This is a genomic window from Leisingera sp. M527 (assembly GCF_025141525.1).
Lineage (GTDB): Bacteria > Pseudomonadota > Alphaproteobacteria > Rhodobacterales > Rhodobacteraceae > Leisingera.
This window is the reverse complement of sequence record NZ_CP081042.1, coordinates 1-24,972: the sequence shown is the minus strand read 5'-3', so window position 1 is coordinate 24,972 and position 24,972 is coordinate 1. Positions and strand designations below refer to the sequence as shown.

Genomic DNA, 24,972 nt, shown 5'->3' with positions numbered 1-24,972 from the left:
ATTTGCGTCAGTAATTGTGACCTTATTCACATGGTGAATGATGTATTTCGGATAGGAATTTGAGCGTTTCTCCCAGCTTTCCTACCAAGCCGGTCAAAGTGCACAGGCGTGCGCGGACACGGCAACCAGGATTAAGGGCTGAACGGCATGACAACGACAGAAGACCTCCTCTACGCTGAAAGCGGTGATGAAAACGTACTGGCGGCAGAATACGATCATATCGCCGATGTCATGGCCGAGGTGCTGGCGGATCTCAATCTGGCGGTGTCGGAAGATGCTGCCGGGCTGCGGGAGGTCCTGCGTGCAAGCTTCAGCAAGCTGAGCGGCGACCAGTCAGCGGAAGATGCTCTGTTCAACAAGTTTTCCAATATCGACGACGACTTGATGCCGGAAGGCCTGGCAATCCTGCCGGAACACAGCCTGAACGGTGCGCATGCGGCCTATTCGGCAAATGCGGGCGGCACCATCGTGCTGACCTACGATGCGATCACACAGGGGCGCGCCTATCTGAAATATCTTCTGGCTGAGGAGCTGGGGCATCACTTTGACGCTCTGCTGGGCGAGGGCGACAGCAGTGGTGATGAAGGGGCGAAATTCGCGGCCGCGCTCTATCCGGATATTGCAGAGGCGTTTGAGATCGATACCGCGGCGGAAGCGGCAGACGAAGATGCCGGCGTCTTTGAGATGGGCGGCGAAGGGTTCGATATCGAGTTCGCCGGCGCCGAGGGTACCAGCAGCGGGGCCTTGGACAAAAATAAGAGCAAAAGCCTGGCGGATGGTTTGAATGACTTCCGCGCTAAACTGACGCCGCGGGATAAGTTCACTGGGCTGCTGACGAGGGCGGCAAGTCAGGATGCGGCGGGGCTTCTGGGTGTAAACCAGAGAGATGACTCGAAGGTTGATGTGGTCAAATTCGACTATCAGACTCTGGCCGAGCTGCGCAAACCTGAATCCTCCAAGACCGCCTTTTTCAAATCTGCGACCCCGTTTGTTCAGTCGGGAACCACAGGCACATCAGTTGACCCGGATGCACGCCCAAGCCTGAAAACCAGTTTTCTCGGCGCGGCCAAACGGCTGAAGGAGAGCGCTTCCAGCTCCGGCTCTCTGGTGAAAAAGCGCGTCAACGCGGTCAAAACCCGGATTGTTGAGGCACGTGCAGGAACAAGCGGGGAAACGCCGTTGCTGGAAGATACCGATGGCGACATCGAAGATCTGGCAGGGCTGAAGAGCCGGATTGCTCAATTCAACAGCAGCGAAGCGCGTACCAAACCCTTCGACTATTTCTTTGAACATGTTGTGAAACCAAACCGGGATCCGGCGCTTGGCGAACTGACCGATACTCAGAAGCTGGAGATCCTGAAGGATATTCCGACCTCAATGGCGGATGACATCGGGACAACGTCCTTTGCTTTCCAGTCGGAGCGCAGCCATGGGATTGGCGCCAAAGGAACTGTTGGAGCAGGATTCAAAGCCGGGGCGAGCCTTGATTCTAACACGACTGCTGTCTTCACTATCAAGGCGAAAGACGGCGTTTATTCCGTGGATCTTGTTATCGCCAGTGGCAGGTCCTTTAAGATCCGGGGCGACTATGGTGCAGGTGTTGACGTTGCTTACACACAGCCGACTCTGGATGTGAAGCTGATCAACTACCAGAAGACGGCGACCTGGTCGTCGGAGAACCTCAATCTGACGGCGGTCCAGTACCTGATTGAGCAGCTGTACACAGGGGAATTGGAAGCGATCGACTTCCAGAACTATACCCGTGAAATTAAAAAGAAGGGCGAGGTGGCGGCAGGATTGTCGAGCGGCGTTGCGGGGAGTACCGGAGATGCAGCAGCAGCAGATGGAACCTCATCCGGTTCAATCACAGTATCCACGCCGGGCAACAAGGAAGTCACCAAGGTTGATATCGACAAGCTGCTTCTGAACGATCCGGCAGCGGTGGCAAAACGGAAATCGAACACATCAGGCGGCATCAATTTGGGCTGGACGCCAATTTCCGGCGGCGCCGGATTGCGGGCTGAAGGCGCCCGCCCTGACAATGTCTCCGGGTCTGCCGCGCAAAGCTACGCCACTGCCGAGGCTCGGCTAGGCCAGGCCAAAATCGCCGAGAAAGGCCAGTTCACGATCCCATTCTCCCTGCACAAAAACACGCTTACTGGATTAGGCCGCGAAATTCTGGGGTTTAAGAACGGTTTGCAGAAGCTGTTCGGGCGTGATGTCTTCAATGAGTGGCGGGCGCAAGCACGGCAGCTGTCCAGCGCGGCCGGTGAGGCCTTTGGCAATGACAAATCCAAAAATTTCGTGGTGGATTTCAAGATCCGTGACGATGCGGCCGAAGCGCTCTACAAGAAGCATATCGTGCGGGACAGTGCCGGAAAGCAGGTCGGATTTGACAACACTGGGTTCCAGAAAGACGTTCAGAAGATCTTGAAAGACCCCACTAAATCCAAGAACGCAAATCAGCTGACCTTTGATGTTTCGGTGCAATCCGGGTTCACCGACAAGGCTGTTGTTTCAGGCGGTTTTGTGGTCAAGGCAGGCGGTTCGGCAGGCTATACCATAGGCCACACGCTGGAAATCCAGAAGAACTTGACCTTTTACAAGGCCCCTCAAAGCCAGGCGGGAACCAGCCGCCGCCGGGCAGGGTCAGCGGAAGACCAAACCTATCTTCTGGGCGATGACGGCAGCGATCTCGAACGTCTTCTGAACTGGGAAGCCGTTGCCGGGGAAGTTTCTGCCGGGTTCACCCGGATGGTGGACAGCAAGGCCCCGGCCGGGCAGTTCACAACGGAAGTGCGTCATGCACCTCAGTCGCTGTATGTGGGGGTCGGCAAGGACGGTAAGCCCTGCGGGCAGTGTGTTGGCCTGTCGCTGGGCTATCTCTACAGCCTGTCGCAGTCCGACAGCACCAAGCAGAAGTTTCTGGACGGCGTGTTCACCCACTCCAGAATCGTGGACAACAGCAGCAGTTCGGTGCGCGAAGATGTGGAAAGTGTCGGCTTCCAAAGCCTGATCCGCCGCCTGAGCGCCTTTGGCAACTCCGGCGATGCAGCACAGTCGGTGCTGAACGGGCAGGGAAGCCTGACGCTGGACCAGGTGATGTCCCGGCTGCAAGCAGCGTCCGGCGATGCATTTTACGAGCTGCATACCGGCAACCACGCCTTTGCCGTGGCCAAGAAAGTGTCCGGCGGCACCGCCAGCTATCACTTCTATGAAACCAATGCTGCCGAAGTGAAACTGTCGTCATCCTCCGAAGCTGGAACAGCAGGGGCCCTGAAATCGGTCATCGAAAGCCACTTGCAGCAGAAAAGCAGCGGCGGGCACTGGGAGGGCAGCCTTGCCTCCTATTATGACACAAAGAAGAATTCCTCGGGCAGCCTGGTGTTTGACACCTACCAGTTCGATCCAGCAAAAGTTTCCGGCAAGGAGGCCTTCACGGCGCTTGACGGTCTGCTGGAGGGCGATGGCTTTGTGACCGAGCGGCAGCGCCTGTCCAAGCTTGGGGATATCAGCCTGAACGGCAAGCCCGTCTCGGCGCTGGCGCTGTATGACGCGGCCACCTCCGTGCATGGGCTCAAGGTATCCGGCAATGTGTTCAATACGCTGGTGAGCGGCGGCGCAATGCTGTCTGATCTCCGGTTTGATGTGCGCGGCCTGGAAGGCGTTCTGTCCAGCGATTTGGCGGATGCGGAGAAGGTAAAGCTCGCTGTCATCCTGAAGCAGCGGCTGGAGGCGGAAGGCGGCGATCTGACCAAGGTCTTCAGTTCCGACTCTTTGCAGGACAGCAAGGTTGGAACAACAGATCTGGCCCAATCGCTGGCGGATGTGGTCACGTCCAAGATCACGGGCGCTTATGAGGCCGCACCGGACTTCCATCAGGCAATCGAGACTGCAACCGGCCAGAGTCGAAATTTGCGCAAGTCACAGGAGCTGCAGGCTAAATTCGGGTTGACGGTTGAGGACACGGCGTCGGTTCTGAGGGTTGCCGAGCTGTCCAAGCAGCTGAACGGCTACAGTGAGCAGGATTTTCAGGCGCTCAGAAACAAGCACCGCGGTGCGTCCGACCTGCAGCTGCTCGAAATCGCCGCGACGGATCAGCTGCGGCGCAGCGTGCGCGGACTGGATGACGGAACCGCGATTGTGGACATGGCCGATTGGACCCGGTCCGACGCGATGGGCTATCTCAACGACCAGGGTGTGTTCAGGGCCGGGCCATATGCGGATCCGCTGGATGTCAATGCCGTCCGCAAGATCGTCAACAGCGGCACCTACAGGGACCGGCTGGAACTGGTCAGCGCTCTCACCAAGATTGACCCGGAACTGTACCGGGGCATCGAAACAAAGCTGCGTCAGGACACTGATCTGGAGACCCAGAAACTGGGGCAGTCCCTGCGCCGCAACTTCAGCCCGTCGCGGGCGCAGAAGGCGCTGAACGGGGCTAACATCAGCTTTACCACCCTGACGACGCTGAATTCGGTCCGCTCGGTCATTACTGACTGGAACAACCTGAACACCACCCAGAAAGCCCTGACCGTGACGGAACTGGCTGGCGGCGTGGCACTGCCGACAGTGGTCAGCAAAGGTATCAGCACCGGCTTCAAGCTGGCGGGCAAGGCGCTGGGAACCGTTGGCAAGGCGGTCAAGGCGGGGGGGCTGGATCTGTTGCTGGCGCCGATCAGCCTGGCCTCCATCGGGTTGGAATGGAAGGATTTCTGGAACAACAACGGCGATCAAGGCAGCATCGAATACAAGTCGCTGGTGTCCAGCACCGTGATCACCACGGTGTCCCTGGCAGCCAGTGTGGCGCTGACCGGCGTTTCCATTGCGGCCGCCGTTTCGGCATCCGCTGCAGGCACGACAGTTGCGGCTGCCGCCGCGGCCGGATCGCTTTTGGCGACAGTCGCCTCGTCTGCCGGCCCGATCGGCTTGGCCATCGGTGCTGCGGCCTTCATTATCCAGGGCATTGTTCAAGGTGCGCTGCAGATCGAGGAATACGGCGACTATTTTGAGAACACCGCGGACAAGGTGCATCAGTTCTTTGCCGCTTGGGTCGGCGTGGAAACCCGCGGGTTCAAGGAAGCCAAGGCCAAAAAGCAGGGCGAGGAAGCCGCAGCCGACACGGAAACCAGCCTGCTGGACGGCTGGAACGAAACCAAGGCCTATTTGTCGGACATCTTTGCCAAAAGCGGCAACAAAGACCTGAATGTCCGCAACCGCAGCTTCAACGTGAACTATGGCATTGTCGACTATGATGGTGACAATGACGGCGACAAGGACGAGGTTGGCTATCTGCTGCAGCAGGAAGATCCGGTTTTCGGCAACCTGGAGCGGATCACCACGCATCTGATCGCAACCGGTACCACGGTCTGGGCGGAGCTTGGCCGTAAGGCGGGCGAGTCAATCATTGGCGATCTGGCCAAGAAGAACCTGTTCAGCCTGGACAATTCCACAGAATTGACGCGGTTGACCGGCGGCGATCTGGCGGATGTCTACAACATGTCCTCGGAAGCCAAGGTTGGCCACCTGGACGGCGGCGCCGGGGTTGATACGCTGATCCTGGATGCGGATGGGCATTCGGCGACTATTGATCTGAAAGCGGGAACCGGGCGGATTACACATCCGGATCCGATCAACTTCAACCTGAGCAGCATTGAGAACATCTCGGTGGTGAATGCGCATAGCTTCACCAAGGTCTATGGCGACGATGGCGACAATCTGCTGGATGTGCGCGGCGATGGCTTTTTTGCCAGCGGCTATGAGGTGCATGGCGGCGGCGGCGCCAATACAATTGTCGTCAACAGCGGCATCGTTATTCACAGCACCAGCGACGACACTTTCCTGTGGAGCGCGGGCAGCCACGGCCAGATCTGGCTGGACAAGAACGACGGCCCGCAGGCTGCGCTGATCGAGTTGCCGGACAATTACGACCGCTATACGCTGGATACCTCGGCCAACGCGCTGGTGCTGCGCGGGCCGGACGGCAAGACCCTGCAGATCGGCGATATCTTCGAAGGCGACGGCACGGTGCGCAAGAACAAGATCCTGCAGTTCCGGGACAAGAGCGGCGCCAGCTTCTCGTTGACGCTGGAAAACAAGTACCGGGGTGACGGCAGCAACGTTTACCCGGTTTCGCTGGAACGGGTGTCCAAGTCCTTTGTCTTCAAGAAGAAGGCGGCTGGCGACAACGACATTACCCGCCTTGCCGGCGATCAGGCTGTGTCGACTTACCGCTTGAATGAGGGGGCTGGTGCGTTCCTTTTGGAACCCCGCACGCAAAGGATGATGTCGGTTGTCCTGAATGTCGATTTCAACAAGGTGGATTATTTCTACACGGAAGACGGTCAGCTGACCCTGCTGTACTTCGCTTTCGATGACACCATTGAGGTGCTCATCCCGGACTATCACGCCCATGCAGGTCAGATTACGATCTATGCCAATAAGCCGGGCACCGAAAATGCGGTACCTGCACTCTTGGAGCTGCCGCTGGAAGGCCGCGGCCGCCTGTCCGCAGAAAATCTTGCCGGCGGGACAGCCGAGGCGGAAGAGGCCGTGTCCGGTTTGCGCTCGACAACCTCGGTCAAGGCAGGCGATGCGGTTGAACTGAGTTCCGCTGATGCGCAAGGCCGCTATGTCGCACAGGCGGACGCCGCAGCGGGGCTGGCGGTTTCCATCGCATCCCTGTCGCAGATTGCCTATCTGCGCATGGGGGATGATCTGCTGGTCTATGACGAAAGCCGCCTGGACCCCGCGCTGGGGCTGGAGGCGCAGGAGTCGCTGCTGATTGAAGGCTATTACGCGGCTGCTTCTGCTCCGGGGCTGACGGTGAATGGGCAGTCGGTGACCGCGCAGGCGATTGCGGCGGAAACAGACAGCTATCTGGGCAGCAGCGGTGACGACGAGTTGTCAGGGGCCAATTACATCGAAATGGCCGGCGGCGCAGGCAGCGACACGTATATAGTGGACCTGTCAGGCAGCAAATCCTTTGTCATCGACAACACCGACGGCGCACTGACCTATGACATGCTGCAGCTGGACGGCGTTGCATCGGGCGACATGCGCGACGTGGTGCTGACCCATCAGGGCGGCGATCTGATCCTGTCCTATCAGAACAGCCAGGTCACGCTGAAGAACTTCAACCGGGAAACCGAAGCGCGCCACCTGCGGGTCCGCCTGGGTGTAAGCGGATTCAACTACGGGCTGCCTGCGCTGGTTTCCGGAGAGACCAATTTCTATGAACTGGATGCCCGCAACCACCAGCGCATCCAGCTGATAGACAACGGAAAGCCGCATTTCTTCGACCTGCCGCAGCAGCCGCATTTCGCCTTTGGCAGCAACCAGGGCTATGGGTATGTTGAACTGGACACGGATGTGGCCGCCTATACAAAGGAAGTGATCGGCCTTGATTTGAAGCTGACCTCGGCTGACGGGTCGCAGTCGCTTTACTTCAAGAACTACTATCTGGAGCCGGATCTGATCAGCTTTGCCTGGCGCAGCAGTGCCACGGCAACGCATGGTGACACTTATAACCATGATGTGCAGCTTCCGGACGGGGATCCGCAGTTCCAGGCCTATCTGGACGCCGGCATCGCCCGGAAAGACGTGGTCCACTATGTCAATGCCGGGCTGACCGCGGCTGAGGCGCAATCCGTGGAGGCGTTCAACGTTGAAGACACCCTGGTTGAAGCCCCCAGAACAGCATCCGGACGGCAGCAGCTGGCGGACCGTGAGTTTGCCTTTGTGTCGCAAGAGGACAAAAGCCAGTTCGATACCAAGGTGACGATCTTCGACCAGACGTCCTGGGGCAGCAAGCCGGGTATCCGGATTGAGGTCAACCGGGAAGGCGATCTGGAATTGCACCTGCGCGAATGGAGCGGCCATATCCGCCAGTTCCAGACGGCAGCAGGATCTGCGCACTTGAAATCGTTCGACGCGGGCCAGATCCTTGTCGCGCTGGACCCGGTCACCCGCCGTCTGCGGATTGCCCATGATACCGAGGGGATGCTGTTCCAGACAGAACTGCCTTCCATCGCGATGGAGGCCTTCCGCTCCGGTCTGCAGCATTCTTCGCCCGAGGAATTCGATCCGGACTTCGACGGCAAGCTCTATTTTGGCGACAACGCATATGAACTGGCGGGAGACCGGTGGCCTTCGGGAGCCGGGTTCGAATATCTGGATCAGTCGCTGACTGCCGCAGAGGCCAAGGTGCTGCTGCGCGGCCAGAGGCTGCAAGGCGATGTCAGCAATCTGATCAATCAGCTGGTTGATGACTTCGGTTTCCTGGACAAGCCTGCTGTATCCAATGCCATAGCGTATCTGAAAGCAGGTCTGCACGACGCAGAGATCATCAAGCTGTTCAGCGATGAACTGCTGAAAGATGCGTCCTCCGGAGTTCGGGACAAGATCCGTCCGGAAGAATTCGACCTGGCCTTTGTGACCCAGCTGCGGGGAATTGGCGCCAATGCAGAATTTGTACTGGCTGCAATAGACGGGGGTCTGAACGCAATCCAGGGCGAGCAGTACCTGAGCGAAGGGGTTCTGCCGCAGGACGTGAAGACGGTCCGGGATCTGATCAGCGGCACGGCCACCAGCCAGGATGCAGTCTTGATCGAAAAGGCCCTCTTTATTGCCGGATACCAGCGGTCAGCCGCAAAGGAAGTTGCAGCTGTGATGGCTGAAAAGGGCCTCAGCGATCATGCCCGCATTGATGCCTATTTCAGGATTGGCATCACCAGTGCCGATGCCATCAAGCGCTTTATTGATGCCGGGGTGTCAGCAGCGGATATTGTGTCTGGTGACGAAAAATTCGCCAGCTACGAGGCAGGCGACCGGGGCGGGCTGATCCAAGTGTCGGTCAGCGATTCTCTGTCGACGTTCTCGACTGTACGCAGCTATTGGGCCAACCGGGATCTGGATGGCGGCAAGATCAAGTCAGGTGAAATTCTGGAGAGCGCGGCAGCCAGCTCGCTGGCAGTTCCGCATTCCAGCAGCTCGGACATCGGGGTGTCGGAGGTGGATTCGACAAGCTGGGGCAGCCGCTCCAACCCCTCGAACATCGTGGACGGCTGGCAGCTGAACCGGGACGCAACAGCCTGGGCAACAGGCGAAGATGATGTCGCTTTGAACGGTAACGCCTGGATCAAGTTTGACCTGGCTGACAAGATCATTCTGACCAGCCTGACCATCGACAGCGATCTGTCGAGCAGGGCCTATGCTGAGGATGAACAGGCGGGGGCTGACACCGCGATCGAACTCCTGCGCAGCCAGAATGCAGCTGATCCGAAGAGCCAGTTCAAGATCCAGGCTCTGGATAACGCAGGAAACTGGCAGGATGTTTCGGACGTCTATGACTGGGAACCTGCGGGCAACAGCAGCGACACGGTCCAGATCCGGACCGGTGGCATCCCTTACAAGAGCTATCGGCTGGTCGGGGTCAGCGGGACGTTCAGCAAGGCGCGCTGGATCAAAGAGATCACCTTTACCACCACCGGCATTACGGAATCTGTGCCCAACGCGCTTGGTGAAGAGAACGTCTATCTCAGCGATCTGGCCTTCAGTTCACAGAGCAATGGCTGGGGTGCAGCGGAGCGTGATCGGTCGAATGGTGAAGCCGGTTCGGCTGACGGGAAGCAGATCACAATCGGCGGGGCAACCTATGCCAAAGGCCTGGGCGTGCATGCCGGGTCGGAGATCATGGTGGATATTCCCAAGGGTGCCCGCCGGTTCATCTCTGACATCGGTGTTGATGACGAAGTCGGCGCAGGCGGCTCTGTTACCTTCAAGGTCTACGGCGACAACCAGCTGCTGTTCGAAAGCGGCACACTGACCGGAAGCGACGGTGCAGGCAAAGTCGATGTGTCGGTTGCGGGCTATTCCCAATTGCGGCTGGTTGTCGATGATGCCGGAGACGGGAATGGCGGCGATCATGCGGATTGGGCGGGTGCCCGGTTTGTGCGGCCCGCCGAAGCTCCGCTGCCGCAGGCCCAGATCCACACTGTGTCGGACAGGCAGAAGACCGCCTTTGACTACTTCAACGGCAGCTTTGCCAATCAGCGGATTGGCGGCGCCGGCGAAGACTATTTTGTCGGGACGGATGCGGATGAATTCCTGTCTGGCGGAGATACGCGGGACTTCCTCTACGGCAAAAGCGGTGATGACCTCATTCATGGCGGTGCAGGGCTGGACCACCTGGAAGGCGGCGATGGTTTTGACACCGCGAGCTACAAAGGAGCGAGCTGGGCTATTCGGTTTGATCTCAACGGCGATCAGACTGAGCAGTACTTTGCTAGCGGTGTTTGGAACAACGGCGATAGTGTCTCCGGTTTTGAAGGAGTCATCGGCAGCGGGCTGAATGACGTGCTGATTGGCAACAGCGGCGCAAACTTCCTTCAGGGCGGAAATGGCGAGGATACAATCACTGGCGGGGCTGGCGATGACCTGATCAACGGCGGGTCGTTTGTCGATGACCTGAATGGCGGGTCCGGATATGATATTGCCAGCTACTATGATGCGAACCACGCTGTTTGGATCGAGTTGGGGAGCAATCAGTTTGCACGCTACCAGGCTGGTGACGGCAATTGGTATGAGGAAGACAAACTCACCAATTTTGAAGGGTCCATCGGTTCCTCTCACGGTGATCAGTTCTATGGCAACGCCGCCAGCAACTATCTGGACGGGCAGGGCGGCAATGACCTGTTGCGCGGCCGCCAGGGAGACGATGACCTTCGGGGCGGCCAGGGAGATGACTCCTATATCTACAGCGCCGGCGACGGCCATGATGTGATCTCGGACACCGGAGGCACCGACCGGATCATCTATGAAGACCTCAACGGCCAGTCCATCGGGATATCCAACCTGTGGTTCACCCGGGACGGCGAGGATCTTTACATCCTGAACAGCGAAGGCGGTTCTGAAGCTGACGGCAGCCAGCGTATCAATGGCTACTTCAGCGAAGACGGCGCAGGCAAAATCGAAGAACTTGCAACCGGCGGCAAAAGCCTGTCGAGCGCGAACATCGATCTGCTGGTATCTCAGATGGCGGGGCATGCACGGTTTGACTACGGTGCGGCAACACAATCGGGGGCAACGATCCAGGAAGAGATCACCCGTCTGTGGGTCACACCAGCCGTGTAACCGCAATCCCGTCAATCGAGAGCGGGCACCGGTGCAAATCCGGTGCCCGCAACATGTGCACGGCACACTCTTTCACAATCAGAGGCCTCTGCCGCAATGCAGGTGCTTCCGTGCCGGCAGCTATAGTGAATTGTGGTTAGTTGTTAAGGAGAGTAAACTTATGCTGGCACGTAACGATCCCCCAAATACAGGATTGGCGCATATGAGCCAGGTCAGCATCGACCTTTTGAGGACGTTCTTCGAACTCGCGCAGCTTAAGTCCTATACCGCGTGCTCAAAGAAACTGAACCTATCGCAGCCGGCAATCAGCAATCGCATAAAGCGATTGGAAGATACGGTGCAGTTTTCTCTTTTCATTGAACGGAACCCGCACCGGGGCATGACAGAACAGGCCCAGCAGCTCTACCAGATCACGCAGCGCATTGTGGGAGAGCTGGAAAAAATCGAGGGACTGATTGGCAATACCAGCTGCGCACGGTTCCGGATCGGCGTTCTGCCTGCTGTTGAGTTCTTTTTCGGACCAGAAATGATCTGGAAACTGGACACGCCTGGAACCGGGCCGAAACTGGAAATTGTTACTGACAGCGAAGACAACCTGGTGAAAAAAGTATCACTGGGGCAGATCGAAGTTGCAGTGGTTTGCAGCCGGGAAGGAAAGCCGCCGAATAGCGTTTTTTCCAAACGCTGTACGCTGAATTGGATCTGCGGCCTGCAGTTCGACGAAAACACATTGGCAAATGATGCCGAAGTCCCGGTTGTCATCTGGCGCGGCAATGTCAGCCGCGGTCCGTCGGCAGATGAAATCCTGCAACGCAGCAACCGGGCGCACCAGGTGGTTTTTGAAACATCTTCTCTCACCTCATATTTTGATGCGATCCGGCGCGGCTATGGCGTTGGCTTTACGGTCGATTCCTTCTTGAGAGCGAACAGAAACCCCTATTCGGTCAAGATGCTGGACAAACACCTTCCTGAACTTGGGAGGATTGATTTCCATGTGGTCTGCGACCCGAATTCCCCAGCTTGCGTGCGCAAACTTGCGAAGCAGCTGGCTTCTGTTTTTGAGGAAGCGTAATGGCTTGCCCGGACATCACGATGCGAAAATCTGCTGTCGCCTGCATGCAGGCAGCTTGCGGCAACCGGCGGCAGGCTGCTGACCTTTTTGGTGCGATGGCATGACCCCGGTCTCCCTGAAAGATGGCGGTGAATGCAGCCCGGAGACCAGCCGCGGGGCAGGCAGCCTGATCCAGTGTTTGGCAATCTGGGCCGGGGTCATGCAGATTCCGCAGGCAGAGGAAACAGTCCGCAAGCTGCTGAATAAGAAGGGAGATGCGGCGGAAGAGCGTCTTGCCCGCTCCGCCGCGCGGGCCCTTAAGCTCAGAATGCGCTTTCACAACCTGACACAGGCGAAGCTGGAAAAGCAGCCTTTGCCGCTGATCCTGCAGGATAAAGCCGGAGCCTGGTTTTTGCTGGCCAGCCTTTCGGATCAGAACGCCTTGATACAGCGCCCGGACGCGGCTGCTCCCGAAGCCCTGAGCCGTGAAGAATTTGCCGGCATTTGGTCCGGAAAGGCGGCTGTGCTGCGGGTACGCGAACGGTTTCACAAGATTGTTCAGAAGTTTGACATCCGCTGGTTCCTGCCGGAACTGACCCGGTACAAGGGGCTGGCGTTTGAAATTCTGGCGGCCTCAGCGGCTATTGAATGCCTGGCCCTGATTTCGCCGCTGTTCTTTCAGGTCATTATGGACAAGGTGCTGGTCCATAACTCTGTTTCAACCCTGGATGTTCTGGTGGTCACGCTGATTGCCGTGGCTGTGTTCGAGGTGGCGCTGAAGACGCTGCGGCAGTATCTGGCAACGCGCACCGCAACCCGGATCGATGCCCGGCTGGGCGGCAATCTGTACCGGCATCTGGTTGACCTCCCCCTCACTTACTTCAAGTCGCGCCCGGTTGGTGTGACCGTTGCGCGGGTGAACGAGCTGAGTTCAATCCGCGAGTTCATCACCGGTGCGGCGAACACGCTGGTGATCGACCTTAGCTTCACTTTTATCTTCTTTGCGGTGATGTATTATTATTCACCAGTTTTGACCTTTGTCGTACTGGCCTCGGTGCCCTGCTATATGGCGGTCTCTTTCCTGATAACGGGGCCGTTGCAGCGCCGGATCGAAGAGCTGTACCGGGATGGCGCCGTCAACACGTCGTTTCTGACCGAAATGCTGACCGGGGTCGAAACAGTCAAGGCGCTGGCGCTGGAAGCCCAGATGATCCGGCGATGGGAATACCAGACCCGCGACTTTGTGCTGTCGAACTACAAGGTTCAGCGGCTGATGCAGCTGTCGAACACGCTGGTGCAGGCCATTCAGAAGCTGACGATGGTTCTGGTTCTGTGGATCGGCGCGCGCAAGGTTATCGGCCTGGAGCTGTCGATCGGGCAGCTGATCGCGTTCAACATGATGGCCAACCACGTCAGCCAGCCGGTTCTGCGCCTGACCGAGCTTTGGCGCCAGTTCGTGCAGACGCGGGTTTCGGTCGAGCGCCTGGGCGATGTGCTGCACACGATCCCCGAAGTGTCCAAGGCCCATAAAACTGTGCAGCGTATCGCAAAGGGGGCCGTTTCCATCCAGGACGTCACTTTCCGCTATGCGCCGGATGGCGAACCGGTGCTGCAGGACTTCAACCTGGAGATTCCCGGCGGCCAGATGGTTGCCTTTGTCGGGCGGTCCGGATCGGGCAAAAGCACGGTCGCACGGCTGGTGCAGAAACTCTATATTCCCGAAAGCGGGAGAGTGTGCATTGACGGCACCGACATAGCAACGCTGGATTCCGTGTCCTTGCGGCAGAACACCAGCATCGTCCTGCAGGAGAATTTTCTGTTCAACAGATCCGTGCGTGACAATATTGCACTGACCCGGCCATCGGCGCCGCTGGCGGATATCGCTGAAGCCGCAGTCAAGGCCGGGGCCCATGAGTTCATTCTCGAAATGAAAGACGGGTATGACACTATCCTGTCCGAAGGCGGCAGTTCGATTTCGGGGGGGCAGCGGCAGCGGATCGCCATTGCCCGCTCGCTGCTCAGCGAACCTGGCATTCTGATCCTGGACGAAGCAACCTCGGCTTTGGATGATCATTCCCAGGCACTGATCCAGAAGAATATGGATGAAATCCGCAAGGGCCGGACCGTCATTGTGATTGCGCACCGGTTGTCCACCGTCCGGGACTGCGACTGTATTCATGTGCTGGATCAAGGCCGGATTATCGAAAGCGGAACCCACGATACGCTTATCCAGAACCCGGATGGCGCCTACCGCAACCTGTGGAACCTGCAAAAAAGCGAACTCGCCATTGAGGGGCAGACCCCCAAGGCTGCGGAAGCAGCCCTGGCAAAGGGAGAGGCAGATGGACTTATTGTCTAAACGGCGCCGGAAAGCGGCGGAGCAAAAGCCTGCCGCGAAACCGGCTCCCGCCGCCAAGACGGGGAACCGCAGCTCCTTGGAGCTGGAATTCCTGCCGGAGTATCTGGAAATCCTGGAGCGGCCGCCCTCAAGTGCCGCACGGGGGTTCAGCCTTGCGATTGTGCTGCTGTGCATCGGGGTCGTTCTATGGGCGCTTTATGGGCGGATCGACATTATCGCCACCGCTTCGGGGCGGCTGATCGTTGATGACCGTTCCAAAGTGGTGCAGGCGCCGGAGCGCGGAGAAGTGAGCCTGATCTCGGTCCGTGATGGGCAGGAGGTCAGGGCAGGGGACACGCTGATTGAACTGAACCCGACCTCTGCCGCTGCTGAACGCGACCGGCTGCGGGGCCAGCTGCAGGCGGCTGCACTCGAGGTTGCCCGGCTGGAAGCCTTGCTGAGCGGCGGGCCGCTGGGTGATTTTCTGATTCCCGAGGGGACGCCCGCTGCGCTGGCACAGACTGCGCAGAACCGTCTGGAGGCCGAGACCGACAGCACAGGATCCCAGCTGACTGTTCTGCAGAACAGGGTCGAGCAGGTGCGGTTGCGGCAGCAGGCCTCGGGCGCCATTGCTGCCGAGACCAAGGCCCTGATTGAAAACACTCAGGAACGTCTGGACAGCCGCCGCACGCTGATGGAACAGGGCCTGTTTCCGCGTTACCAGTTTCTGGAACTGTCGCGCGAGCTGATCGAGCAGCGCCGCGAGCTGGCAGAGACCGAGGTGTCGCTTACTCAGATGAAGTCCGAGGAGAACGACCTCAACCAGCAGATCGAGCAATTCGGCTATGAAACCCGCAAGTCTTTGCTGGACCGGCTTTCGCAGGAACAGATCCAGCTGTCGAACCTGCGCAACCAGCTGATCCAGGCCGATGAAAACGCGCGTAAAATGACCGTAACCGCACCTGTGAGCGGCGTGGTTCAGCAAGTTGCAGTCTCGACGATTGGTGCCGTTGTCCAGCCCGCTCAGGAACTGCTTGTTGTTGTGCCGCATGCCGCAAACCTTGAAGCGGAGGTTATGGTTCTGAACAAGGACATCGGCTTTGTCCGTGACGGCCATCCGGTTGAAGTGAAGATCGACAGCTTCCCCTACACCAAGTTCGGCACTGTCGTGGGCGAGGTCAAAAATGTGTCCGGCGACGCCATTGAGGATGAGCGGCTGGGGCTGGTTTATCCGGCGCGGGTTGTGCTGGAGCGGTTGGTGATCGCATCCGGCAGCGAGCGCATCGCCTTGTCGCCGGGTATGACCGTTTCCGCAGAAATCAAGACCGGGGACCGGCGGATCATTGATTACGTCCTCAGTCCGCTGCGCGAATACCAGTCCGAAACCTTGAGGGAACGGTAATGAGCATGGCAGCAGAAAGCCTGCAGGATACAGCCTTCCTGCAGGGAAGCGATGCGGCGGCGGTCTCTCCGGAGCAGGACACGGGCCTGCTGGCACTTCTGGCGGCGGCCCGTCAGCTGGATGTTGCAGCGGATGCCGGCCAGGTTTGGCATCTGCACGGCAAAACCGATGCTGCCTTTGATGCCACTGACATCATCCGCTGCGCCAAACGCATGGGGATCAAGGCGCGGCTGGCGCCCCTGCCGGAACGGCGGCTGCTGTCTGCCCCGGTGCCATACCTGATCCGCAAGGCTGATACCGGGCAATGGTACGCCGTTACCGGCGCAGTCGGCGGGCAGCTGCAGGTCACAAACCCGCTGACAGGCGGCACCACCCGCAATGCCCCCGAAGATGTTGCCCGCGACTTTGACAGCGAGGTCATCCTGTGCAGCCGGGAACCGTCGTGGATGTCGGGGCAAAAGGCTTTCGGGTTCTCCTGGTTTCTGCCTTCGATCCTGAAGCACAAGGCGCGGTTCCGGCGCATTCTGCTGGCCTCGCTGATCATTCAGGCCTTTGCCCTGGTGTCGCCCAAGCTGTTCGAAGTTGTGATCGACAAGGTCCTGGTCAGCCGGGGCCTGCAAAGCCTGGACGTACTGGCAATTGCCCTGATCGGGATTGCCTTCTTTGAACCTTTGATGACATTTCTGCGGTCGCTGGTGTTTTCCCACATGGCAAGCTGTGCCAATTCGGAGTTGTCCGCACGCCTGTTCCGGCATCTGGTCTACTTGCCGCTGGACTACTTCCGCAACCGCCAGGCGGGGGAAATCCTGGCCCGGGTCAAGGAACTGGACCATATCCGCAACTTCCTGACCGGCTCTGCCCTGATGATGGTGGTGGACCTCTGTTTCATCAGCGTTTTCCTGGCGGTCATGTTTGCCTATTCCAGCAAATTGGCCTTTGTTGTTCTGGCGACACTTGCAGTGTTCGGGCTGACCTGGCTGATCATCGGGCCGTTTCTGCGCAAGCGGGTGGAGCGGGAATACGAACGGCATGCGGAAAATTCTGCCTTTCTGACCGAAACCGTAACCGGCATTGAAACCATCAAGTCCCTGGGCATGGGCGGGCAATTCGCCCGGGCTTGGGAAGACAGGCTGGGCGCGTCGCTCAAGGCGACCTTCGGGGCCAGCATGCTGGGCCATTGGGCAGGCGGAGCCATCGGTCTGGTGCAGAAGGTGTCCGCGGCTTTGCTTTTGTGGTTTGGCGTCAGCCTGGTGCTGGAAGGCGAGCTGAGCGTAGGCCAGCTGGTCGCCTTCAACATGCTGTCCGGCCATGTCACCATGCCGATCCTGCGGCTGGCGCAGATCTGGCAGGATTTCCAGCACACCGGGATCTCCATCCGCAGGATCGGCGACATTCTGCAGGAGGAACCCGAGACCGCAGCCAGTGCCGGCCGCTCCTCGCTAGGAGATATCAAAGGGCGCATTGATCTGCGGAAGGTGACTTTCCGCTATTCACCCGATGGTGCCGAGGTTCTGCGGCGCGTTGACCTGACCGTCAATGCCGGAGAGGTGATAGGGCTGACTGGACTGTCCGGATCGGGCAAAAGCACCATCACCAAACTGGTTCAACGGCTTTACGTGCCGCAAAGCGGCCAGGTGCTTGTGGACAATGTTGACCTTGCAATGGCCGACCCGGCCAACCTGCGCCGCAACATGGGGGTGGTGCTGCAGGAAAACTTCCTGTTCAACGGATCAGTCTGGGACAATATCGCCCTCGGCAATCCGACGGCGAAGCCAGAGGAGATCCTGCATGCCGCGCGGCTGTCAGGCACCAGCGAATTCGTCGAGCAGCTGCGCCATGGTTTCGACACGCAAGTCGGCGAGCGGGGCGGCAACCTGTCCGGCGGCCAGCGCCAGAGGATTGCCATTGCGCGCGCGCTGGTGGCGGATCCCAAGATCCTGATTTTCGACGAGGCCACCTCGGCGCTGGACTATGAGACCGAGGCTGGAATTCTGCGGAGACTGCCGGAAATAATCGATGGCCGCACCGTTATCATGATCGCGCACCGGCTGAATTGCATGCCGCTGTGCGACCGTGTTCTTGTAATGGACAAGGGCGAAATCATCGAACAGGGCACCCATGGCGAGTTGCTGGAATACGGGCGGGCCTACGCGGATCTGTGGCAGCTTCAGAACGGTTAACGGATGGGGGCTGCTTCTACGCGCAGCAGAGCAAAGGCATCAACAGCATGCAGATCTTCTGTTTCGATCTGATGTTGGCTGAACTGACGACGAAGCGCGGAATTGGCCCAGGCTTCCTGATTCATGACAGTCATCTTTTCTATGGTGTTGATGAGAGACAATGCGCTAAGGCCCTTCAACTCGGGGCTAGCCACGCGGAAAAGGTCGGTTTCAAAATACATCGTGACCATGAATTCTGACGCGCTGCCTGAGGATGGGTTTCAAGACGGTTTTGATGTGCAACAGTACGTGGTTCCGACCCGCCTCACAAACCAAGAACAAACAGGCGGCCTTTTTGGTCTCAGATTTCGATAGCTCCAGATCGACGGATTAACGGGCGGGTTCCGTCTGCTGCCAATTTATGAGACATCCTTCAAACGCCGTGATCCCCCCACTGAAGTGCCCCGCCGTTATGTTTAGGAAAACGGAGGATCAGAATGGGAACGAAGCGACACAAGCCCGAAGAGATTATCACGAAGTTGCGGCAGGTTGAGGTGCTTGTCGGTCAGGGAATGCAGCGCGTGGATGCGATCCGCGAAGTGCGCATCACTGAGCAGACCTGCTACCGCTGGCGCAAGCAATATGGCGGGATGGGAACCGACCAGCTCAGGGAACAATACGGCTGCAAAAAGAGAACGAGCGGCTGCGTCGCGCCGTTTCGGATCTGACCCTGGACAAGCTCATCCTGTCGGAGGCCGCAACGGGAGGGATGGCCGTTTAGGAATTGATCCGGTGGATCAATTCAGGCCTGAACGGGCAGAGCCCCTGAGCCCGGCTCGCCGCCGGGCCTGCATTGAGCATGTACGCAGTCAGTTCAGGGTGTCGGAACGGAAGGCCTGCCGTGTCCTGGGGCAGCACCGTTCCGCGCAGAGAAAGTTGCCAAGAGGCCGGGCCGGCGAGGCGCGCCTGGTCGCGGACATGATTGAGTTGGCGCGCCAATATGGCCCAAGAGGCCCGAGCATGTGAAAGTGGCCAAAATTTAGAACAATTTAGAACATGCAAAGGTAGTTGCCATTCGCTGCGCCATGCTCAAACTCGAAAGATGCGGACACAACCGACATTCGTTTTCCCGCCTTCGCTGACGCAGCCTTCCCTCGCAGGTGCGGCACGCTCATCGCTGCGTTGCAGCCGATGTCTGTGAACAAGCATGCAATTTTGACCCCGTAGCGGGGAAATCGGCGTCCAAAAAGACCCCCTTACACTGATGTGAATGATGCCCCCGAGCTTATCGGGGAGCACAGAGTGGGATGTTGGTCGTGGAGACGATAGCAAAGATCCGGCGGGCGTATTTTCAGGATTGAGGCATTGAGCCGCCATTGGTCCGAGGCCAATGCCGAACAAACCGATCAAGCAGATCTGCCGGGTACTGCGGGTATCGCGGAATACGGTGCGGAAGGTGATCCGGTCTGGTGTGACGGAAGCAACCTACGAACGCAGCGTTCAGCCTCTGCCAAAGATCGGGCCATGGAAAAACAAGCTCGAAGAGATGTTGGCGGCGAATGCGAGGAAGCCAAAGCGCGAGCGGTTGACCCGCATCCGGATATTCGAAGAACTGAGAGCCCTTGGATATGACGGCGGCTATGATGCTGTCCGGCGTTACGCGGCCGCGTGGTCCAAGGAAGAACAAGAGGCCTCCGCGGCCGCCTATGTCCCGCTGATCTTCGATCCGGGCGAGGCCTACCAATTCGACTGGAGCCACGAGATTGTGGTGATCGACGGCGCGACCACCACTGTGAAGGTGGCGCATGTCAGGCTTTGCCACAGCCGCATGCTGTTTGTCCGGGCCTATCCGCGCGAGACGCAAGAGATGGTGTTCGATGCCCATGACAAGGCCTTCGCCTTCTTCGGCGGGGCCTGCACGCGCGGGATCTACGATAGCGAGGTTTGGCCGCCATGGGTCCGAGGCCAGGCCGAGCGAAGACGGCGGCAGACACGATCTTCGTGGGCCGCGACCGGGCCTGCAATCGGCGCTTCCAGCAGATGTGCGGGCACTATCTTGTCGATCCCGCTGCCTGCACACCGGCGTCTGGCTGGGAGAAAGGGCAGGTCGAGAACCAGGTCGGCGTTGCCCGGCGTCGCTTCTTCGTGCCCAGGCCCAAGTTTAAGAGCTTCGCCGAACTAAACGCCTGGCTCGAGGACCGCTGCGTTGCTTGGGCCAAATCTCATCCGCATCAGGAGCTTCGAGACCGCACGATCTGGGAGGTCTTCGAGGGCGAGCGGGCGAGTCTGGTGCCATATGCCGGCCCCTTTGATGGATTCCACGCTGTTCCGGCATCAGTCTCGAAGACCTGTCTCGTCCGGTTCGACAAGAACCGCTATTCGGTGGATGGCCGCGCCGTCGGCCGGCCAGTCGAGATCCGCGCCTATGCCGAGCGGGTCGAGATCTGGCAGGACGGCAAGATCGTAGGGCGGCATGATCGAGCCTTCGGGCGCTGCCGGGCAGCGGGACGCCCTCAGGAATGGGGCTCCCTTCAAGGACTGGGAGCTGCCATCAGCGATCAGGCGCATTCAGCGCAAACTGGGCAAGGTGCCCAATGGCGACCGGCAGATGGTCCAGATCCTGAGCATGATCCCGACCGATGGGCTGGATGCAGTGGATGCTGCCTGTGCCGAAGCGCTGAACGAAGGGGCCCCCGCGGCCTCGGTCGTCATCAACATTCTGGCCCGGCATCGTGAACCGCCGCCGCCGCTGACCATCGATACGCCCGACGCGCTGCGACTGACCTGCGAGCCCGTGGCCGACTGCAAACGCTATGACAGCCTAAGGAGACCCATCCCTGGAAAGATCACAGGTGCTGGACGCGATGAGCCAGCTGAAGCTCTACGGCATGAAGGCCGCCTACGATGAGACCATCGCCACGGCAGTGAAGCGTCAGCACGAACCGCAACAGATCATCCATTGCCCGGCAGGCGCATGCGCAGCATGCTGCCGAGAGGGGGCGATCTGCTGAACGCCGAGATCAGTGAGAAGCAGGTGCGCTCGATCAAATACCAGATGACGATTGCCAAACTGCCCCTGGCGAAAGAAGCCGATGAGTTCAGCTTCGAAGGCACGCCGGTCAACGAGGCGCTGGTCCGTGATCTGGCGACCGGAGAGTTTCTGGCGCAGCAACGCAATGTCGTGCTGATCGGCGGCACAGGGACCGGTAAGTCCCGCCTGGCCGTCAGCATCGCCCGGGCGTGCATCCGCCGCGGCAGACGGGGGCGCTTCTTCAACGTTGTGGACCTGGTGAACAAACTCGATACGGAAGCCCGCGCCGACCGACAGGGACGCACGGCAGATCTGCTGTGCCGCCTCGACTTCCTGATCCTCGACGAGCTTGGCTATCTCCCCTTCGCACAAACCGGTGGTCAGCTATTGTTCCATCTCATCAGCCGCCTCTACGAGCGCACATCGATCATCGTGACGACCAACCTCGACTTCGGCGACGCCAAAATGACCACTGCACTGCTCGACCGCCTTACCCACCATTGCGACATCGTCGAAACAGGCAACGAGAGCTGGCGCTTCAAAACCCGAGAATAGCCGACCGACGCTGGCCCGATACGGCTTCGCTGAGTGGAGGCTGCGCCGCATCGGGCCAGCTAACCGCACGCCAAACAGGGGGTCAATTTTGGATGCCTATAGGGGGTCAAAGTTCCATGCCGATTGACACGATGTCGCCAAATCGGTCATTCAAAACCAGTCTGAGGCGCGAAATTCGAACCGTCCTTTCGCTGCAACGAGGAGCGGCTATCGAGGAGCGGACAAGCCCGACATTTACGTTTTGGCAGGTTGCTGACGCAGCATCCGCTCGCAAGTGCGGCACCATCATAGCTGCCGTGCAACCGATGTCGTCAGAACGGTTGTTGAAAGTCAATTTGAGGCATTAATATCAAACCGCCCTTTCGCTGTAGTTGTGAGAACAACTTTTCCGAATTGAGCAAACAGTCATTCACAGTTGGGAAAGCGGTACTTGTCGCGCAACATCCATAACCAAGTTTAGCGATGGCGCCGGTGTCAATACTGACCAGCAAGCCTTGCGCTTGTGTCCTCGCTTGAAAGGCCTTCGGCCATGCGCGCAAATGCCTGACGCCAGCCGGAGGCGAGATCTGCCAGACCTGCCAGGGCTTCGGCATCTTCGCGGGAAACCCTGCGTGTCAGCCGGGCGCGGGTTACGCGCAGGACACTCCAGTCCGGGTTGCGTCTTTCTATCAGCGTTATGCGGCCGCCAGCTTCAGCCGCGCCGGTTTCCAGCACACGGTAATACCATCCGGTGCGGCCTGTCTTCTGAAACAGGTAGGGCATCTTTTCAATTCCAGTGTGCAGTCCCAGTTTCCAGCAAGGCTGGCGGCCCTGGCTGATTTGAACGGTGGCTGTACCCAGCTTCAGGATATCCCCGATGCAGAGGTTTTCCTCAGTCATCCCAATTGTCGTGATGTTTTCACCAAGGGCCGCAGGGACTGTTCCGGCGGCCATGTGCCCCTCGTCCTGCCAGGCCGCATAGTGATCCAGCGCGTAGTGGTGAATGGCTTTTTCTTCGCCGCCATGCACGGTCAGGTCCGCCTGCGCATCTTCTGAAAATCCGGTCTGCGTAATGGCCTGAAGGCCGGGCACCCGGTCTTTCTGAATGGCGGAGGGTGCTTTTCCTTCCCAGCGGTCCTGAACGCTGCCCAGGAAGATGCCGCCAATTTCTGCCGAGAGTTCAGGAAGGGTCATTCAGGCCTCTTTGTGTTCGATACAGATCTTGTCTTTTTCGCCCGGTTCCAGGTCGAGCCCCAGCAAGGTGCAGAAGCCATTTCCGGAACCGGCGTCATGATAGGCGCAGGTCTTGCATTTCCCGAACGACTGGCCGCCGTTTGCTGCCAGAGCCAGCCTAAGGCTCTGAAGCAGGCCGTCCTCAAGCGCGGTCTGAACGGCAGTGGGCAGGCTGCCAATTGCGTCTGCAATCGGATTGGATCCTGTCACGGCGGCCAGGCCTGCCTCGGTCGGCTCATAGGAAATTGATCGCTGGTCGGACTTTTGCCGGCGTTCAGCAGCGTATCCCTTGCGCGCCAGTGCCTTCAGCGTCTGGGACATCGTCCCGCGCGTTGTTCCCAGATACTCGGCGACATGTGACGGCGAACGGGAAAACTGATTGGCCTCAATCAGATACTCCAGCGCTGCCCGTTGTGCCGGGTTCAGGTCGCCGGTCCAGCCGGCGGCGGAATCTATCCTGGCAAGGCGGTTGATGAGGATGCGGATGCCGTGGTCGGATTTCATGCTCAACAAGTAGCGAGTCGAAATTAAAGTTGCAATGTGTTTTTTATATAGTAGCGAATCGCTATTAAATAATTGGAGATGAGAAATGGAACTTACCTGGATATCCCTTGCCGCCATTGTGTTCGGTGCTTCGTCCGCTGTTGCTGACGGCGGCCATGCCATTCATCAAGAGGGGGCCATCATCTCTCCGGCTGATGCCGGCAAGGTGGCGGATTTCGACATCCTTGCGGCACATGCGCACCGCAACGGCAACACTGTTACCTTCCACATGACCACCAGCGGCACCGCCGGGGCATCGGTTCCAGCTGCAACCGGCGCAGTGGGCGGGTCAGATGTCTGGTCCTACGTCTGGCCCACATCTCTTGATCCCTCTGCCGTGGGATTTGAGGGCGGCACCGGCATTCTGGCAATGGCTGCAACCAGCCACCCGGATTTTGACGACACCCCGCTTTTTGATGAAAACGGCGACGGCGACCCGGCCAATGACGGCATCGAATGGCACAGCCATTGGGTTGTTCTGACTCCGACCGAAGCCTGCGGTCCCGGTGCCCTCGCCGTGCGCGACATACCAGAAGGCGCGACGCCCGAACTGCCCGCGACCTGGCCAGGGTTCCCGATCTTTCTCGACAGCCCCGGATTCACGCCGCTGTTCGACGGCCCGGAGATTAAGGTGAATGCAGGCTTTGCCAGCGGCGTCGAGCTGGAAGGCGTTGCCTATGACGGGGTCACTTCCGCCCTGCGGGTGAACGCCAGCATTCATGCGCCGCTGCTGTGTGTCACCGATGTATTCGACGTAGCCTCAGGCGATCTGAGCCTGCCGGGCAAACTTCAATAACCGGTAGCAGCCGGCCGCGCCAAGCAGGCGGCCGGCTGCTGAACAGGAGAGAATAAATGCAAGCGCCTGAACTGCAGGTCAGTGAATGGTTCAACACTGACAGGAACCTCAAGCTGTCAGATTTCCACGGAAAAGTTGTTCTGATTGAGGCCTTCCAGATGCTGTGCCCTGGCTGTGTCGCCCATGGCATTCCCCTGGCACAAGAGGTGCATCGGCACTTTCCCGGCGATCAGGTGGCGGTGATCGGACTGCACACTGTCTTTGAGCACCACGAAGCCATGACCCCGGTATCGCTGAAAGCCTTTTTGCATGAATACCGCATTACGTTTCCTGTTGCGGTCGACAAACAGGGGGCAGGGCCGCTGCCGGAGACCATGGGCGCCTACGGGATGCATGGAACGCCGAGCCTGGTTCTGCTGGATCAGTCGGGCCGGATTGCAGCGCATCACTTTGGCCAGGTCTCAAAACTGCAGGTGGGTGTGGAGATTGGCAGCTTGCTTGCCGGCAAGGCTGCTGCTGCGGCCGCAGATCAGCAGCCGGACTCCTCCAGCCGGTGCGGCGACAATGGCTGCACCGTGTGAAGCGCCTGCAGCCTGGCTGCAGACCAAGGCGAAGGTTTCTTCGGGGCCGGGCCAGCCGTTGCGCAAAAACATGACTGGGGCGGTCAACAGGCCGACAGTCTTTGGGCGGCGGCCTGCCGAAAGGCCCCGGCGGATCCAAAATGGCTGGCCGGAAGACCTCCATGCATTATC

Annotated in this window: 9 protein-coding genes and 4 pseudogenes; 11 read left to right on the top strand and 2 right to left on the bottom strand. The window is 59.0% G+C overall.

Annotated features, from left to right (window positions below; genetic code table 11):
- Positions 1 to 147: 147 nt before the first annotated feature.
- From K3555_RS24125 to istB, 9 genes and pseudogenes are all read left to right on the top strand, one after another.
- Positions 148 to 11,133, top strand: coding sequence for an NPCBM/NEW2 domain-containing protein (locus K3555_RS24125; protein WP_260009345.1), 10,986 nt, complete (start codon positions 148 to 150; stop codon positions 11,131 to 11,133).
- Positions 11,134 to 11,293: 160 nt separating this feature from the next.
- A complete protein-coding gene (locus K3555_RS24120) occupies positions 11,294 to 12,205 on the top strand; it encodes a LysR family transcriptional regulator (RefSeq protein ID WP_260009343.1) in 912 nt (303 codons plus the stop codon).
- Between the two features lie 100 nt (positions 12,206 to 12,305).
- A complete protein-coding gene (locus tag K3555_RS24115; RefSeq protein WP_260009342.1) occupies positions 12,306 to 14,543 on the top strand; it encodes a type I secretion system permease/ATPase in 2,238 nt (745 codons plus the stop codon).
- A complete protein-coding gene (locus tag K3555_RS24110; protein WP_260009340.1) occupies positions 14,527 to 15,924 on the top strand; it encodes an HlyD family type I secretion periplasmic adaptor subunit in 1,398 nt (465 codons plus the stop codon). Before K3555_RS24115 ends, K3555_RS24110 begins: the two co-directional genes overlap by 17 nt.
- Positions 15,924 to 18,104, top strand: a complete 2,181-nt coding sequence (locus tag K3555_RS24105; RefSeq protein WP_260009339.1) for a type I secretion system permease/ATPase — start codon at positions 15,924 to 15,926, stop codon at positions 18,102 to 18,104. Before K3555_RS24110 ends, K3555_RS24105 begins: the two co-directional genes overlap by 1 nt.
- A gap of 23 nt (positions 18,105 to 18,127) precedes the next feature.
- A pseudogene (locus tag K3555_RS24100) lies at positions 18,128 to 18,458 on the top strand (DUF2326 domain-containing protein); the annotation flags it as partial.
- Between the two features lie 122 nt (positions 18,459 to 18,580).
- A pseudogene (locus K3555_RS24095) lies at positions 18,581 to 19,097 on the top strand (transposase); the annotation flags it as partial.
- Between the two features lie 293 nt (positions 19,098 to 19,390).
- Positions 19,391 to 20,991 (top strand): annotated as a pseudogene (gene istA / locus K3555_RS24090) (IS21 family transposase).
- Positions 20,921 to 21,669: pseudogene (gene istB, locus K3555_RS24085) on the top strand (IS21-like element helper ATPase IstB). The pseudogenes istA and istB overlap by 71 nt, the downstream one beginning before the upstream one ends.
- Positions 21,670 to 22,143: 474 nt before the next feature.
- Here the strand turns inward: istB and K3555_RS24080 are convergent.
- Complete coding sequence (locus K3555_RS24080; RefSeq protein WP_260009338.1) at positions 22,144 to 22,842, bottom strand: MOSC domain-containing protein; 699 nt, start codon at positions 22,840 to 22,842, stop codon at positions 22,144 to 22,146.
- Positions 22,843 to 23,502 (bottom strand): MarR family winged helix-turn-helix transcriptional regulator, encoded by a 660-nt coding sequence (locus K3555_RS24075; RefSeq protein ID WP_260009337.1) that lies wholly within the window; start codon positions 23,500 to 23,502, stop codon positions 22,843 to 22,845.
- On the opposite strand from K3555_RS24075, the gene K3555_RS24070 reads away from it, so the two are divergent.
- A complete protein-coding gene (locus K3555_RS24070) occupies positions 23,471 to 24,220 on the top strand; it encodes a hypothetical protein (protein WP_260009336.1) in 750 nt (249 codons plus the stop codon). The genes K3555_RS24075 and K3555_RS24070 overlap by 32 nt on opposite strands.
- A gap of 56 nt (positions 24,221 to 24,276) precedes the next feature.
- Positions 24,277 to 24,801 (top strand): redoxin domain-containing protein, encoded by a 525-nt coding sequence (locus K3555_RS24065; RefSeq protein WP_260009335.1) that lies wholly within the window; start codon positions 24,277 to 24,279, stop codon positions 24,799 to 24,801.
- Positions 24,802 to 24,972: the final 171 nt, after the last annotated feature.